The following is a 13,258-nucleotide window of genomic DNA, read 5'->3' as shown; positions in this document are numbered from 1 at the left end:
AAGACGGCGCCTCCAGCTGCAGCCTCCTCGACACCGCGTGACCCAGATTTTCGAGTCTGTTGTCGCAGCGGGATCGCGCCCTGGTTGATCGTGGTTGACAGAAGATTTTCCGCTGCGTCCAAGTCCAAGCTGTAGCCGTCGCCAGCGATGATTTCATTTTGACTGTTGAGCAGGGCGAAGCCGCCGCGGTTCCGGATATACGGCTGGTGCCAGCGCGACCGCGTCAGCTTGAGGCCTTGCCGTTTCGCCCGCCTCCGGAGACGTATGAGGCGCATAGCCTCTTGGTAGGTCGGTGTCGGATTGATCTCTCGCATGGCAGACTTTGCCGTTCACGATTGCTGGCAGCTAACGTCCGTTCTCACGCAAGCGCAGCCCCGCAGCGAGCACGTAGAGGGACATGACGAGCAGAAGGAGCGCAGCAAGCCGGTCCCAGATGCCGTCCGCGACGAGCGCACCGACGAGGCTGATCAGCGTCCCGGCCGCGATCATCGCCGGGATCGGCCAAATGCGATGTGGGGCACCTCTCGTGGCCGTCATTCACCCGGCTCCGCCGTCGTGAGCGTCCGGCTCGCCGTCAAGCGAGGCAGCGCCGAGCGCCTGCGAACGAGCCAGAGATAGAGACCCGAGGCGAGGACGACGATCGTCGCCACGTCCAGCACCGCCCATATGATTTTGAGCGGCAGGCCACCATAATCGCCGAAGTGCAGGGGCTGGGACAGGAATAGCGCCTGGATATACCAAGGCATCGCGCGCATGTCCGTGAGCTGTCCGGTCCCGGCATCAATCAGCGCCGGCATGAGCAGACGCGCGGTCAGCGGCGTGCTCCCGGCCATGAACACGGCGTAGTGATTGTTGCTGCTGAAGCCCGTACCCGGGAAGGCGACCAGCCGAGGCGTCATCGTCCCGGCCGCGGTCCGCGCCGTCGACATCGCGGCATCGAGGGAGACGAGCGTCAGGGGGCGCGGCACGTCGCGATAGGGAGCCGTCATCTCGGCGAGCTGGCCGCCCTGCCACATCTTGAGCATCAGGTCGGCCCAGGTGTTGACCGTACCGGTCGTGCCAACGACGAGGGCCCAGGCCAGCGTCGAGATACCAATCAGATTATGCCAATCGAGCCACTTGATCCGACTTGACCGCTTTCGCCGGACCGTACCGAAGTCGAGCTTCTTCATGAAAGGCCCGTAGAGCACGATCCCGGAGATGATCGTAGCGGCAAACACGAGACCCATTGCCCCGAGGAACAGCTTGCCGGGCAGACCGAGAAACATGTCGGTATGGAGCTGAAGCAGGAAGCCGATCGGCCCGGCGCCGGGCTTGTCGTCGGCTAGAACCTGCGCCGTGCGCCTGTCGAGAACGACGAAGCTGTCGCTCGGGGCCGTCTTGAGGGTCTTACCCAGGCCGGCGAGAACGGTGTTCGTCTCGTCAGGGTCGAAGTAGAGGAATTGCAGGACCTCCCCGGGCTTGTGCGCGATCGCTGCGGCGGCGATCCGATCGAGCGGGACGAACGGAGTTCCCGGAGCCAGGTCCGGCACCGCGGCCTCGTAGCCGAGGGCATGGTTGAGCTCATGGTGGAAGATCAACGGCAATCCGGTCAGGCACAGCAGCAACAGGAACGCCATGCTGACGAGGCTTGTCCATGTATGGATCAGCGACCATAGCCGAAATGCGCGGAGACGAGGCGCCGCGCCGAGCGAGACGCTAATCATCGCGCGCTCGTGACGAAGGTTGCACGCCAGTGCAATGCAGCTCTACCATCGGTAGATCAAGCTGCCGATCACCGTCGCGGGCGCACCGCGATAGCAGAAGCCGGCCTGGCAGTTCGTGTAGTCGCGGTCGAAGATGTTCTGTGCGTTGATCTGCGCGCGGAAGCCTTTGTACTTCGGGTCAAGCGCCGCGAAATCGTAGGCGAGCACCGCGTCGAACAGCGTCACGGTCGGGTTGCGCACCGTGTTCTCGTCATCGGCGTAGCTGGTGCCGGCGAAGCGGACGCCGCCGCCGACCTGAAGGCCGGAGAGCATCGAGCCCGGCGGGAACAGGTAAGTCGCGAAGGCTGTGAAGGTGTTGCCCGGGATGCCAGACAGGCTGTTGCCGTCGATCGGCTGTCCCGTGACCAGCGAGGTCTGGCGCAGGAAGCGCACGTCGAGATGCGTGTAAGCCAGCGTCAGGTTGGTGCCCGGCGCGAAGCTCGCTGTCATTTCGGCCTCGAAGCCCTTGGATTCGACCGAGCCGGTGGCGACCTGATTGGCGATGTTGGTCGGGTCCTGGCGCAGGATCGAGGTCTGGACGATGTCGAAGCCGGCGAACGATCCGGTGATGTTGGTGTTGGGGATCGCGACCTTCACGCCGGCCTCGATCTGGTCACCGGTAGCGGGCTTGAAGGGGCGGCCATTGGAATCGACACCGACCTGCGGCGTGAAAGTCGTGGCGTAGCTCGCGTAGGGCACGAAGGCGGGTGTCAGGAGGTAGTTGAGGCCGACCCGGCCGGTGAAGGCTCCGTCATTCTGGTCCCGCGGCGTGCCGGGCACGAGGTTCGTGAAGCTCGACGTGCTCTGGAAGACCCAGTCGTGCCGCCCCGTCAGCGTCAGGACGAAGCGGTCCCACTTCGCCTGCTCCTGCAGGTAGACACCGATCTGGTCCTGGCTCTGGCCAGAACCGCTCGTCAGTGGCGGGCGTGCAATGAACGTCCGGTAGCGGAAGTTCGAAAAATCGGTCACGCCCGCGAGGCTGAGGTCGGGCACGTTGAAGTTCAAGCCGTAGCGGCGATCATAGTCGTAATGGGCGTAGTCGACGCCACCGATCACCGTGTGGGCGACCGGGCCCGTCCAGAAGTGACCCTCAAGCTGGGTGTCGACGACGGCGGATTTGATCTTGTCCTTGTAGAGGCCGGCATAGCGTTGTGCCGTCAATCCAGTCACGCCGGTGAAGGCGGTGAACGGAAAGCTGACCGCCGCATCCTGATACCGGAAATTCTGTCGAAAGATCAGATCGGGCGAGAATTTGTGCTCGAAGGCGTAGCCGATGCGGTACTGCTGCTGGCTCGTCTTGTTGAACCCCGCATCGCCGCCGTAGAGCCGCGTCACCTTGAAGCCCGGCTCGTTGTAGAAGAACGCGGTGCCGGGAAGATTGGTGTGCAGGTACTCGCTGAGCAGGGTGAAGCTCGTGTCGGAGTCGGGGCGCCACGTGAACGAAGGCGCGATCATCTGGCGGTCGTCGACGGCGCCGGGCAGGAAGGTGTCGGACTGGCGCACGATGCCGGTCAACCGGTAGGCCATGGTGCCATTCGAGCCCTCGACCGGGCCGCCGACGTCGAAATTGCCCTGGTAGCGGTCGAAGTTGCCGCCCTGGAACCAGACCTCGCCGAAGGGGACGAAGACAGGGCGCTTCGAGGTGATGTCGACGATGCCGCCGGGGGAGCCGAGGCCGTAGAGGCCGGAGGCCGGCCCGCGCAGGATGGTCAGCGCCTCGTATCCGTAGGGCTCGGTGCGCGGTATGATCAGACCGACGCCCGGCTGGCGCAAGCCGTCGCGATAGACGCCATCGTAATACTCCGCAAAGCCGCGCACGTAGAAGGCGTCGTTGCGCGGGTCGAAGCCGAACACGTTGGCGGAAACGCCCGGCACGTAGGACAGCGCCTGATTGAGATCCTGCACGTTCCGGTCGTTGAGCTGTTCCCGGGTCACGACCGAGACAGATTGCGGCGTCTCGATCAACGGCGTGTTGGTCTTGGTGGCGGTGGGGCTTACGCGAGCGACGTAGCCGCTCATACCGGAGGGTCCACCACCGCCGCCACTGGTGGCCGCACTGTTGCCGTCACCACCACTGACGTTAGCACCGCCAAGCCCGGCACCTGCCGCGTTGACGGTAGCCGGGCGGGCAGCCTCCACCGAAATCTCGTTGAGCTGTACGGCGGCATCTTGCGCCACTGCAGCGTTGGTGATCGCGGTCGACGCGACGAGAAGGCTAAGGAGTGAGGAGCGGTTGACCATAGATCACGCAGAGACGCATCGAGAGCAGGCTCCGCGATGTTGATCTTGGATTGAAGTGCTTAGCAATCCGAGAATGTGTCAAAAATCACACGTTTAGAGTGTTTCAAATTTGGATCGATTCTGAACTTTAAAACTCTCGCCGCTCGATTCAGCATCGCGGTCGAAGAACTGCCTGACAGGCAATATTTCCCGCGTCGGATCCGATCGGCAAACTGAAAGAAGTTTTTCTAATATTTCGCGACAGGTAACGCGGTAAAGTCAGCTTTTCAAATTCATGTCCGGGAGCGATTGGGCCGCAATCGGCGAATCCTTCATTTTCGGACAAGCCGCGGTCCGCTTTCAGGTCGCCGTCGCAGGAGCCTGCGCGGCCGGTTGGGTCGAAAGCTGCCCTTCACCGAACCGGTTACCGATGATGCATCCCGGCCAATCCGCCAAAGTCGGTACGGGACAGTTCGACGAAAAAGTTTGCGCCTCAAAGGCTAGGCTTCTCTCGCAACAAGCCACATGAACCTTGTTTTTACTCAGTTATTTCACTTCTTTCCTGGGCACCAAATGCCTGACAGCAGCCCGCCGACGCATGGGCGGGCTTTGTTGTTTCTGAGGTCTGCCGATCCCGAGCGTCCCGCCCGCATATCCCGCCGGCCACCGCACGCTATAAAGCCCCGCTTGGGTTTTCGGCGAGGGCGATTCGCGTGCGGTCCGGTTCAAGACTCTCCGAACGCTGGTTCACGCTGGCGCTCTGGCTCGTCGCGGTGGTCTTCGCGTGGTTTCTGATCGGGCTGGGATCGCTGGTCGTCGGCGATCTGCCGCAGGTCGAGCACCGGTATACCCTCGAGCAGTTCCTCGACACCGATCAGGCCAGAGCCTCGGCCGAGGCCCTGAAGCAGATCCGTCGGGAGCAGGACGACAACCGGCGGCAGGTCGAGCAGGATCGGCTCGCCCTCGAGGCGGCCCAGTCCGCCTCGGAGGGGGCGCGCGAGACCTTCGCCAACTGGCTGAAGACCCGGGACGCCACGCAGCGGGTCGACCAGGATCCCGGCCTGATCGCGCGCACGCAGCAACTCGACGCCCTCAAGGCCGCCGAGCGCACCATCGAGGAGCGCCTCGCGGCCCGGGCGCAGGCGGGACTCGAGCAGTCCGAGCGGGAGGCGACGCGGCTGCGGATGGACGACGAGCTGCGCGCGGCGGCGCAGAAGCAGCTCGACGCGGCCGAGCGCGGCCAGGAGTTGCGCGTCTTCGCCTACCGGCTCGCCCTGACGCTGCCGCTGCTGGCCCTGGCCGGATGGCTCCTGCTCAAACGGCGGCATACCCGCAACTGGCCGTTCGTCTGGGGCTTCGCCCTGGCGGCAGCCTTCGCCTTCTTCGTCGAACTCGTGCCGTACCTGCCGAGCTACGGCGGCTACGTGCAGTACGGCGTCGGCGTGATCGTGACCCTGGTCGCGGGCCGCGCCGCGATCAATGCCCTGCACGCCTACCGCGCGCGACAGGCCGTCGTGGAGGCGCGACCGGACGCCGAGCGGCGGACCGAGATCGCCACCGACCAAGCCCTGGCCCGTCTCGCCAAGAAGGTCTGCCCCGGCTGCGAGCGGCCGCTCGCCCTCGACGATGCGAGCACGAATTATTGCCCCCATTGCGGGCTCGGCATCTTCGCACAGTGCCCGTCCTGCACGCATCGCAAGAGCACCTTCGAGCGCTTCTGCCGGGCCTGCGGCACCCCGAGCCCGGATCTCGCGACCCCGGTCCCGTAGCGGGCGCGCCGCCGCCCGCCCGGACCATCGCACCGCATCGCATCGCGGATCGACGCTGTGCCGCCGGATCGTCCCCGCAGGCGCGACGCGGAACGCGGCGATCCGGCCCGGCGCCCCTCAGGCGTTGTCACCCCGGATCGCCGCGATGACCGCGTCGGTGACCTGTCGCGTCGTCGCCCGTCCACCCAGATCGGGGGTGTGCAGGCTCGGATCCGCGGTGACGCGCTCCACCGCACGCATCAGCCGCTCGGCCGCCGGCTTCTCGCCGAGGTGCTCCAGCATCTGACACGCCGTCCAGAAGGTCGCGACCGGATTGGCGATTCCCTGGCCGGCGATGTCGAAGGCCGAGCCGTGGATCGGCTCGAACATGGACGGGAAAGTGCGCTCCGGGTTGATGTTGGCGGTCGGCGCGATGCCGAGGGATCCGGCGAGCGCCGCCGCGAGGTCCGACAGGATGTCGGCGTGCAGGTTCGTCGCCACGATCGTGTCGAGGGTCTCAGGCTTCATCACCATGCGCATCGTCATGGCGTCGACCAGCATCTTGTCCCAGGTGACGTCGGGAAAGTCCCGGGCGACCTCGGCGGCGATCTCGTCCCACATCACCATGGCGTGGCGCTGGGCGTTGGACTTGGTGACCACCGTGAGCCGCTTGCGCGGGCGGGAGCGAGCGAGTTCGAAGGCGTAGCGGATGATCCGGTCGACGCCCGAGCGGGTCATCATCGAGACATCGGTGGCGACCTCGTTGGGGTGGCCCTGGTGGACCCGGCCGCCGACGCCCGCATACTCGCCCTCCGAGTTCTCCCGGACGATCACCCAGTCGAGCTCCGGCCCCGAGACGTGACGCAGCGGGCTGGTGATGCCCGGAAGGATCCGGGTCGGGCGGACATTGGCGTACTGGTCGAAGGGCTGGCAGATCGCGAGGCGCAGCCCCCACAGGCTGATGTGATCGGGCACGTCCGGCGCGCCCACCGCGCCGAAGAAGATCGCGTCGTGGTTCCGGATCTGCGCGCGGCCGTCGGCCGGCATCATCACGCCGTGCGTCTTGTAATAGTCCGAGCCCCAATCGAAGTGGTCGAAGCGGAACCGGAACGTTCCGGCCTTGTCGGCGAGGGCGTCGAGCACCGCGATGCCGGCGGCGATGACCTCCACGCCGATGCCGTCCGCAGGAATGGCGGCGATGGTGTAGGTCTTCATGAGGGATCTCCGAGCGTGTCGGGGAGATCTGGCGCCGCTTCCGATCCCGTCGAGACGCGAGGGACCGCAGTTCGGTGATCCGCCGGGTCCGTCGCATCCTCGCGACGCGCCCACACGCGCGGCGGCCGCACCGGTCGCGTCCAGCGCCCGACGGGCAACGCCCGGAACGGCCCGGCCGCTCCCGACGGCCCATGTAACGTTTTGTGACACCGTGCAGTTTCGCGTTGCCGTCCCGCCGGCCGCGCCTATGCTCGGCCCATGCACGAGGGCACCACCATCGCCATCGTCGAGGACGATCCCGACATCCGCGCCCTCCTCGCCGGCTACCTGGAGGGCGAGGGGTTCCGCGCCGTCGCCCTCGACGGCGGCACCGCACTCGACCGGCTGCTCGCATCCGGCCCCGCGCCGGACCTCATCGTCCTCGACTGGATGCTGCCGGGCGAGGACGGCCTGTCCATCTGCCGCCGCCTGCGCGAGGCGGATGGCCCGCCCATCGTCATGCTGACCGCGAAGGACGAGGATATCGACCGGGTCCTCGGCCTGGAGATGGGCGCAGACGACTACGTCTCGAAACCCTTCAACCCACGGGTCCTGCTCGCCCGGATCCGCGCCGTCCTGCGCCGGGCCAACGGCGCCGGCGCCCCGGCCCCCGAGGCCGCGCCCGAGCGGCTGAGCGTCGCCGACCTCATCGTCGATCTCGCGGCCCGCACGGTGATGATCGGCGACCCGGCCTCCGAGGTCCCTCTGACCAGCGCCGAGTACGACCTGCTGCACTGCTTCGTCACGCGGCCGCAGCGGGTGCTCTCGCGCGACCAGCTTCTCGACTGGACCCGCGGCCGAACCGCCGATGCCTTCGACCGGACCATCGACGTTCAGGTCAGCCGCCTGCGGCACAAGCTCGACGCCGCCGGCAGCCAGGCCGCGGCCCTGCTCAAGACCGTGCGCAACGCCGGCTACATCCTGGCCGCCCCGGTCCGCTCCGGAACGCCGTGATGGGCCGCGTCGGCCTCCTCGGACGCATCATGCTGCTCCTGCTGGGCGCGCTCTCCCTGCTCGTCCTCGCCACGGTGGCCCTCGATCACTGGCAGCGCCGGCAGGAGCGGTGGCCCTACGCCACGCGGTTTCCGCGCGTCGATCAGGCCGCCGGCATCATGACGTTGCTGCGCGACGCCGATCCGGCCCAGAGGCCGGCCATCCTGAAGGCCGTGAGCGGCGAAGCGCTGCAAACGGAGATCGTCGATGCGCAACCCGACCGGGCCGACCTGATCCGCGAGCCCCGCCTCGAAGCCCGTCTGCGCCGGATGACAGCCGAATCCGCCGACCGCGTCCAGGCCTATACCGACACCGCCCTGCTGCGCCGCGGCGTCGATCCGGCCGATATCGACAAGGCAGAGCGGGCCCGACCGATCGGGCGCCTCGCGATGGCGACCTATCGGTTGCCCGATGGCCGCTTCGCGGTGATCCATGCCACCGAACGCCGCCGCTCGCTCATGCCGTGGCTGTTCGGCCAGCCCCTGAGCCTCTGGGTCGCGGTGCTGGGCGCGGCGGCGGCCGGTCTCGTCCTGGTCGGCACGCGGCACGAACTCGCTCCGCTGCGGCGCCTGACGGACGCGGTCTCCCGCTTCGACGGCCGCGCCCCGGAACGGATGAGCGCGCCCACGGGCGCGCCCGAGATCCGGCGTCTCGCCCAGGCGGTGCAGGGCATGCAGGAGCGGATCGCCGGCCTGATGGCCGAGCGCTCCTTGCTGATCGGAGCCATCTCGCACGACCTCAAGACCTACCTGACGCGGCTGCGCCTGCGCGCCGAGGCGGTGGCCGAGCCGGCGCTCCGGGAGAAGCTGGTGGCCGATCTCGACGCCATGACCGCGCTGATCGAGGCGTCCCTGGGATTTGCCCGGGGCACCGCCGTCGAGGCGACCCGCGCGCCGGTGGATCTCGCCGATCTCGTCGCCGTCGAGGTCGCCGAGCACGCGGCCCAGGGCGCGCCCATCAGCCTGACCGGCGAGGAGGTGCGGGACGCCACGGTGGCCGGCGACGCGGTCGCCCTGCGCCGCGTCGTGGCCAACCTGATCGGGAACGCCGTCAAGTTCGGGCGCTCGTCGGTGTCGGTGGCGGTGAGCCGGGCCGGGACGGTCTGCCGGATCGTTGTCGAGGATGACGGGCCGGGCATCCCCGAGGCGGAGCGGACGGCGGTGTTCAGCCCCTATTACCGGGTCGAGCGGTCGCGGAGCCGGCAGACCGGCGGGACAGGCCTCGGTCTCGCCATCAGCCGCCAGATCGCGGAGGCCCATGGCGGCACGGTGGTGGCGGAAGCCGGCGCCAACGGCGGCGCACGCCTCGTCGTGACCCTGCCGGGCCTGTCCTGAGCGGCACGCGGCAACGGCCGCGCAACCGGCGGTTACACAACGTTACAGGACGGCGCATCCCGGTCACATCCGGGAAGCGCGCAGGGACGAACCTTCGCCCATACGCCGCGGCCAATACCCCGCCCCGGCGCGGGCCGTCGGCCGAGAGGCCGCGCCAGCCCGATCGAGCAGAAGGAGATCATCGATGTTGAAGAGCCTCGCCCCGGCCGTCTTCCTCGCCAGCCTCGCGGTGCCCGCCTCGGCGCTGCCCCTGGTCCAGGACGCGGTCGCCACCGGCTTCGACGGCGCCCGGATCATCCAGGTCTACGGCGGCTGCGGCCCCTACGGGCATCGCGGCCCCTACGGCGGCTGCCGGACCGGCGGGCAATGGGGCGGCTATGTCCGCGGCCGCTCCTGCCCGGCCGGTTTCCACATCGGTCCCTACGGCCGCCGCTGCTGGCCGAACTGAGCCGCCGCATCGCCTGATCGCACCCTGTCCCTCGTCCGGCCTTGCGGCCGGACGCCCATGGAGTGAGTCATGATCCGTACCCTCGTCATGCCCGTGGCGCTCGCCGCGGGAGTCCTGATGGCCGGTTCGAGCGCCGAGGCGCGCGACGGCTGCGGGCCCGGTTTTCACCGCAACATCTACGGCTGGTGCCGGCCGAATCTCGGCTACGGTCCGGTGGTCTACGTCCCGGCCTATCGGCGCGTCGGCTACCGGTGGCATTACGGCTACCGCTACGGCTGGCACCGCCGGTTCGCATGGCACGGTGGCTCCCGCTGGGGCGGCTTCCGCCGTGTCGGCTGGCATGGTGGCTGGCGCGGTGGCTGGCACCGCGGCTGGCATCACGGCGGCTGGCATCACCGCTGGTGACCCCGCGCCGGATCCGGCCCCGCCCGTCGCGGGGCCGCGACCGGTTCGCGGGCCGTCCTACGGCAGCACGAGGCCCGATGCCGCGTAGGTCAGGGCCGCGACCAGGGCCGCGGCCGGCATCGTGATCACCCAGGCGATCACGATGCCCTGCGCCACGTTCCAGCGGACCGCCGAGACCCGGCGCGCAGCCCCGACGCCGACGATGGCGCCGGTGATCGTGTGGGTGGTCGAGACCGGGATGCCGAAGGCCGTTGCGGCGAACAGGGTCGCGGCGCCTCCGGTCTCGGCGCAGAAGCCCTGCAGGGGCGTCAGGCGCGTGATCTTCGAGCCCATCGTGTGGACGATGCGCCAGCCGCCCAGAAGGGTGCCGAGCGCCATGGCGCCCTGACAGGACAGCACGACCCAGAGCGGCACATGAAAGGCCCCGCTCTCGCCGTGGGCGTAGAGCAGGGCGGCGATGATGCCCATGGTCTTCTGGGCGTCGTTGCCGCCGTGGCCGAGGGAGTAGAGCGAGGCCGAGACGAATTGCAGGCCCCGGAACAGCCCGTCCACCGCGTGCGGGGTCGAGCGGATGAAGATCCACGAGACCGCCAGCATCAGCACCAGGCCGAGGGCGAAGCCGAGGGCCGGCGACAGGACGATGGCGGCGCTGGTGGCGATCACGCCGGGCCAGACGATCACGCCCAACCCCGCCTTGGCGATGCCGGCGCCGAGCAGGCCGCCGATCAGGGCGTGCGAGCTCGAGGACGGGATGCCGGCATACCACGTGATCAGGTTCCAGCTGATCGCCCCGCCGAGCGCGCCGAGAATCACCCGGTCGTCCACCGCCGCGACGTCGATGATGCCCGAACCCACGGTTCCGGCGACGTGGAGCCCGAAGACCAGGAAGGCCACGAAGTTGAAGAACGCCGCCCAGAACACGGCGTAGCGGGGCGCCAGCACCCGCGTCGACACGATGGTGGCGATGGAGTTCGCGGCATCGTGCAACCCGTTCAGGAAATCGAAGACCAGCGCGAGGGCAATGAGGACGATGAGGAATGTCACGCGGCGGCCTGCAGCTTAAACGTGTTCGACAACGATGCTGCTGATCTGGTTCGCCACGTCCTCGAACCGATCCATGACCTTCTCCAGGTGGCCGTAGAGTTCCGACCCGACGATGAAGGCCATGGGGTCCTGTCCCGACGCCTTGAACAGGGCCTTCAACCCGTCATTGTGCAGGTCGTCGGCCCGCCCCTCCAGCTCGATCACGCGCTCGGTCAGGCCGTTCAGCGCGGTGGCATTCTCGCCGAGCGCCCGCAGCTTCGGCAGGGCCTCGGCGGTGACCTGCGCGGCCTCCTGAATGACCGCCCCCATCTCGCGCATGGCCGGCTCGAAGGTGGTCACCTCGAAGAGCTGGACCGCCTTGGCGGTCTTGAGCATCTGGTCGATAGCGTCGTCGAGGGACCCGACCAGGGCCTGAATATCGCTGCGGTCGAAGGGCGTGATGAAGGTCCGGCGGACCGCCAGAAGCGCCTCCCGGGTGATCGCGTCCGCGGCATCCTCATGGGCCGCGATCGCCGCGTAGGCCGCCGATACGGCTTGCGTGCCGTCGAGGAGCGACCGAAGCGCGGCGGCGCCGTCCGTGAGCGTCGCGGCATGACGCTCGAACAGGTCGAAGAACCGGTCCTCTCGCGGCATCAGGGCACGAAACCAAGCCAGCATGTCGTGTCCGGGTCGAGAGGTCGGCGGTATCCGCCGGGCGCGAAAACGCCCGGCAGGCACAACGGGCGAAAGCGCCGGCCGATCCGGCGGCCGGGATACAATCGACCGTTGCTGATCGCCCTCCGGCCGCCCGGCTCAGCAGGCTTGTCCCGTGGAGGCGTGAAGCCAGCCGAAATCCACCGGGTAACCGAGGCCATGCAGCATCTTCACCCGCTTCCAGGAGGCCGACCGCGCTAAGGCTGCGTCCTGTCCGGCCTCGATCTCGGCGCTCTCCATTTCCTGAAGCTCGCGGCTCAGCGCCTCGCGCAGGCCCGCGTCCTTCATGTTGCCGAGGGCGGCAGTGAAGGCCTGCTCGGCAATCCGAACCTGATCACAAATCTGACGCACGCTCATCAGTCCCCAACCCTCCCGCGCGGCGTGAACACTGCGATCCCGCAGTCCATCAGAGATTATCATGCGCATGGTCGCCGGGAGATGTACGTCTTTGGTGCAGCGGCCCTCACCGCATCGGGAGCGGCCCGATGCGCCGTGCCACCCGCGGCGGACGCCGCCACCGGCGCTTGCGTCCGAAGGTCCGGCGCGGATCCGGCACGCGCGGATCCACCTCGTTCCTCCGGCTAAGGCCCGGCTGGAAGCTCGCCCCGATCGCCACGATCGCGGCCGACCCGATCAGCGCGACGAGCGCCGCGCCCCAAAACATGCTCTCGAACATCAGGCACTCCCGGAGCGGAGCCCCGCCGCAGGCCGCTCGGACCCACGGGCGATCACGAATCAAGCTAAACCATACTCTCGAATGCGATCAACGCCCAGTATCGAGCTGTATTCAGCTTTCGACATCTGATCGAAGCCCGCCATTGGCCCAAATCGTCCCTGAACGTGCCGGCGCCGTCGGCGCGCTGCGGCCGACGGACCGGCTCCTCCGTCTGTGCGGTGACGCACCGCGCATGCGCCGCGGCCGTCCACCTGTCGCCCCATTCCGGTGCGACACGGCGATCATCCGCTTTCCGGTCGAACGCACCATCATCGTCTTCACGGCGAAGACGATTCTGACCCGCGCCTCGGACCCGGCTGACGCAGCCGGCCCCGGCCTTCGGCAACGGATCGGACGCGGCGATCGAGGGCGGAATTTACGGGGCGTTCATCCTCCGGGTGTCCGATCCGGATGGTCAGAGGCGGAGAAGCGGAAGCGATGCCGAGCGAAACCAACAGGCCGCACCAGGATGCGCCCGCTCAGGAGCCGATCCTCGAACTCTGGCGGATCATCGCCCTCGCGCTGATCGTCGCCGCCGGCATGCTGTTCGTCCACCTGATCGTTCCGACCGAAGCCGATGCGTCCGCAGCCCCGTCGACGACCATGCCGCGTGCCGCCGGCCTCAGCGCCTCCTGAGGGGCGCGTGGGCCGGACACGGC

General features: G+C 68.0%; 14 protein-coding genes. 6 read left to right on the top strand and 8 right to left on the bottom strand.

Translation table 11 applies throughout. The annotated features are described in order from the left end of the window. Positions 1-345: 345 nt before the first annotated feature. The 3 genes from BM396_RS32155 to BM396_RS12430 are packed head-to-tail and all read right to left on the bottom strand — an operon-like array spanning position 346 to position 3,986. Complete coding sequence (locus tag BM396_RS32155) at positions 346-537, bottom strand: hypothetical protein (protein ID WP_139231584.1); 192 nt, start codon at positions 535-537, stop codon at positions 346-348. Further along, the gene (locus tag BM396_RS12435; protein ID WP_081948900.1) at positions 534-1,706 is read right to left on the bottom strand and encodes a PepSY-associated TM helix domain-containing protein; all 1,173 of its coding nucleotides are present in this window, start codon (positions 1,704-1,706) and stop codon (positions 534-536) included. Before BM396_RS12435 ends, BM396_RS32155 begins: the two co-directional genes overlap by 4 nt. 42 nt (positions 1,707-1,748) lie before the next feature. Next, positions 1,749-3,986 (bottom strand): TonB-dependent siderophore receptor, encoded by a 2,238-nt coding sequence (locus BM396_RS12430; protein WP_043388624.1) that lies wholly within the window; start codon positions 3,984-3,986, stop codon positions 1,749-1,751. A gap of 692 nt (positions 3,987-4,678) precedes the next feature. On the opposite strand from BM396_RS12430, the gene BM396_RS12425 reads away from it, so the two are divergent. Further along, positions 4,679-5,734, top strand: a complete 1,056-nt coding sequence (locus BM396_RS12425; RefSeq protein WP_043388626.1) for a zinc ribbon domain-containing protein — start codon at positions 4,679-4,681, stop codon at positions 5,732-5,734. A gap of 117 nt (positions 5,735-5,851) precedes the next feature. Here BM396_RS12425 and BM396_RS12420 read toward each other — a convergent pair whose 3' ends face one another. Then, entirely contained in the window at positions 5,852-6,928 is a 1,077-nt protein-coding gene (locus BM396_RS12420) for a tartrate dehydrogenase (protein ID WP_043388628.1), read from the bottom strand. A gap of 258 nt (positions 6,929-7,186) precedes the next feature. On the opposite strand from BM396_RS12420, the gene BM396_RS12415 reads away from it, so the two are divergent. The 4 genes from BM396_RS12415 (at position 7,187) to BM396_RS12400 (ending at position 10,147) form a co-directional block, all read left to right on the top strand. Then, a complete protein-coding gene (locus BM396_RS12415) occupies positions 7,187-7,921 on the top strand; it encodes a response regulator (RefSeq protein ID WP_043388629.1) in 735 nt (244 codons plus the stop codon). Then, the gene (locus tag BM396_RS12410; RefSeq protein WP_043388631.1) at positions 7,921-9,294 is read left to right on the top strand and encodes a sensor histidine kinase; all 1,374 of its coding nucleotides are present in this window, start codon (positions 7,921-7,923) and stop codon (positions 9,292-9,294) included. The genes BM396_RS12415 and BM396_RS12410 overlap by 1 nt, the downstream gene beginning before the upstream one ends. Before the next feature lie 184 nt (positions 9,295-9,478). Then, on the top strand, positions 9,479-9,742 hold the full coding sequence (locus BM396_RS12405) for a GCG_CRPN prefix-to-repeats domain-containing protein (protein WP_043388633.1): 264 nt from the start codon (positions 9,479-9,481) through the stop codon (positions 9,740-9,742). Positions 9,743-9,811: 69 nt separating this feature from the next. Then, the gene (locus tag BM396_RS12400; RefSeq protein ID WP_043388635.1) at positions 9,812-10,147 is read left to right on the top strand and encodes a GCG_CRPN prefix-to-repeats domain-containing protein; all 336 of its coding nucleotides are present in this window, start codon (positions 9,812-9,814) and stop codon (positions 10,145-10,147) included. 57 nt (positions 10,148-10,204) lie between these two features. Here the strand turns inward: BM396_RS12400 and BM396_RS12395 are convergent, their stop codons facing one another. The 4 genes from BM396_RS12395 to BM396_RS12380 all read right to left on the bottom strand — a co-directional run bounded on the left by BM396_RS12395 (position 10,205) and on the right by BM396_RS12380 (position 12,560). Further along, a complete protein-coding gene (locus tag BM396_RS12395; RefSeq protein WP_043388636.1) occupies positions 10,205-11,191 on the bottom strand; it encodes an inorganic phosphate transporter in 987 nt (328 codons plus the stop codon). Positions 11,192-11,206: 15 nt separating this feature from the next. Further along, the gene (locus BM396_RS12390) at positions 11,207-11,848 is read right to left on the bottom strand and encodes a DUF47 domain-containing protein (RefSeq protein WP_043388638.1); all 642 of its coding nucleotides are present in this window, start codon (positions 11,846-11,848) and stop codon (positions 11,207-11,209) included. A 135-nt stretch (positions 11,849-11,983) separates the two neighbouring features. After that, positions 11,984-12,241, bottom strand: coding sequence for a hypothetical protein (locus BM396_RS12385; RefSeq protein ID WP_043350773.1), 258 nt, complete (start codon positions 12,239-12,241; stop codon positions 11,984-11,986). Positions 12,242-12,347: 106 nt separating this feature from the next. Then, complete coding sequence (locus tag BM396_RS12380) at positions 12,348-12,560, bottom strand: hypothetical protein (protein WP_043350771.1); 213 nt, start codon at positions 12,558-12,560, stop codon at positions 12,348-12,350. A 477-nt stretch (positions 12,561-13,037) separates the two neighbouring features. Here BM396_RS12380 and BM396_RS12375 point away from each other — a divergent pair, with 477 nt between their 5' ends. Further along, positions 13,038-13,235, top strand: a complete 198-nt coding sequence (locus BM396_RS12375; protein ID WP_043350768.1) for a hypothetical protein — start codon at positions 13,038-13,040, stop codon at positions 13,233-13,235. Positions 13,236-13,258 lie beyond the last annotated feature (23 nt).

It is taken from the genome of Methylobacterium sp. UNCCL125, from assembly GCF_900116795.1.
GTDB lineage: Bacteria > Pseudomonadota > Alphaproteobacteria > Rhizobiales > Beijerinckiaceae > Methylobacterium > Methylobacterium fujisawaense.
This window is presented reverse-complemented; position numbering and strand designations above follow the sequence as displayed.

What these genes read in the sequence shown, in the direction of transcription:
- BM396_RS32155 (WP_139231584.1), bottom strand. Translation starts at nt 537, where the DNA reads ATGACGGCCACGAGAGGTGCCCCACATCGCATTTGGCCGATCCCGGCG.
- BM396_RS12435 (WP_081948900.1), bottom strand. Translation starts at nt 1,706, where the DNA reads ATGATTAGCGTCTCGCTCGGCGCGGCGCCTCGTCTCCGCGCATTTCGG.
- BM396_RS12430 (WP_043388624.1), bottom strand. Translation starts at nt 3,986, where the DNA reads ATGGTCAACCGCTCCTCACTCCTTAGCCTTCTCGTCGCGTCGACCGCG.
- BM396_RS12420 (WP_043388628.1), bottom strand. Translation starts at nt 6,928, where the DNA reads ATGAAGACCTACACCATCGCCGCCATTCCTGCGGACGGCATCGGCGTG.
- BM396_RS12415 (WP_043388629.1), top strand. Translation starts at nt 7,187, where the DNA reads ATGCACGAGGGCACCACCATCGCCATCGTCGAGGACGATCCCGACATC.
- BM396_RS12410 (WP_043388631.1), top strand. Translation starts at nt 7,921, where the DNA reads ATGGGCCGCGTCGGCCTCCTCGGACGCATCATGCTGCTCCTGCTGGGC.
- BM396_RS12405 (WP_043388633.1), top strand. Translation starts at nt 9,479, where the DNA reads ATGTTGAAGAGCCTCGCCCCGGCCGTCTTCCTCGCCAGCCTCGCGGTG.
- BM396_RS12400 (WP_043388635.1), top strand. Translation starts at nt 9,812, where the DNA reads ATGATCCGTACCCTCGTCATGCCCGTGGCGCTCGCCGCGGGAGTCCTG.
- BM396_RS12390 (WP_043388638.1), bottom strand. Translation starts at nt 11,848, where the DNA reads ATGCTGGCTTGGTTTCGTGCCCTGATGCCGCGAGAGGACCGGTTCTTC.
- BM396_RS12385 (WP_043350773.1), bottom strand. Translation starts at nt 12,241, where the DNA reads ATGAGCGTGCGTCAGATTTGTGATCAGGTTCGGATTGCCGAGCAGGCC.
- BM396_RS12380 (WP_043350771.1), bottom strand. Translation starts at nt 12,560, where the DNA reads ATGTTCGAGAGCATGTTTTGGGGCGCGGCGCTCGTCGCGCTGATCGGG.
- BM396_RS12375 (WP_043350768.1), top strand. Translation starts at nt 13,038, where the DNA reads ATGCCGAGCGAAACCAACAGGCCGCACCAGGATGCGCCCGCTCAGGAG.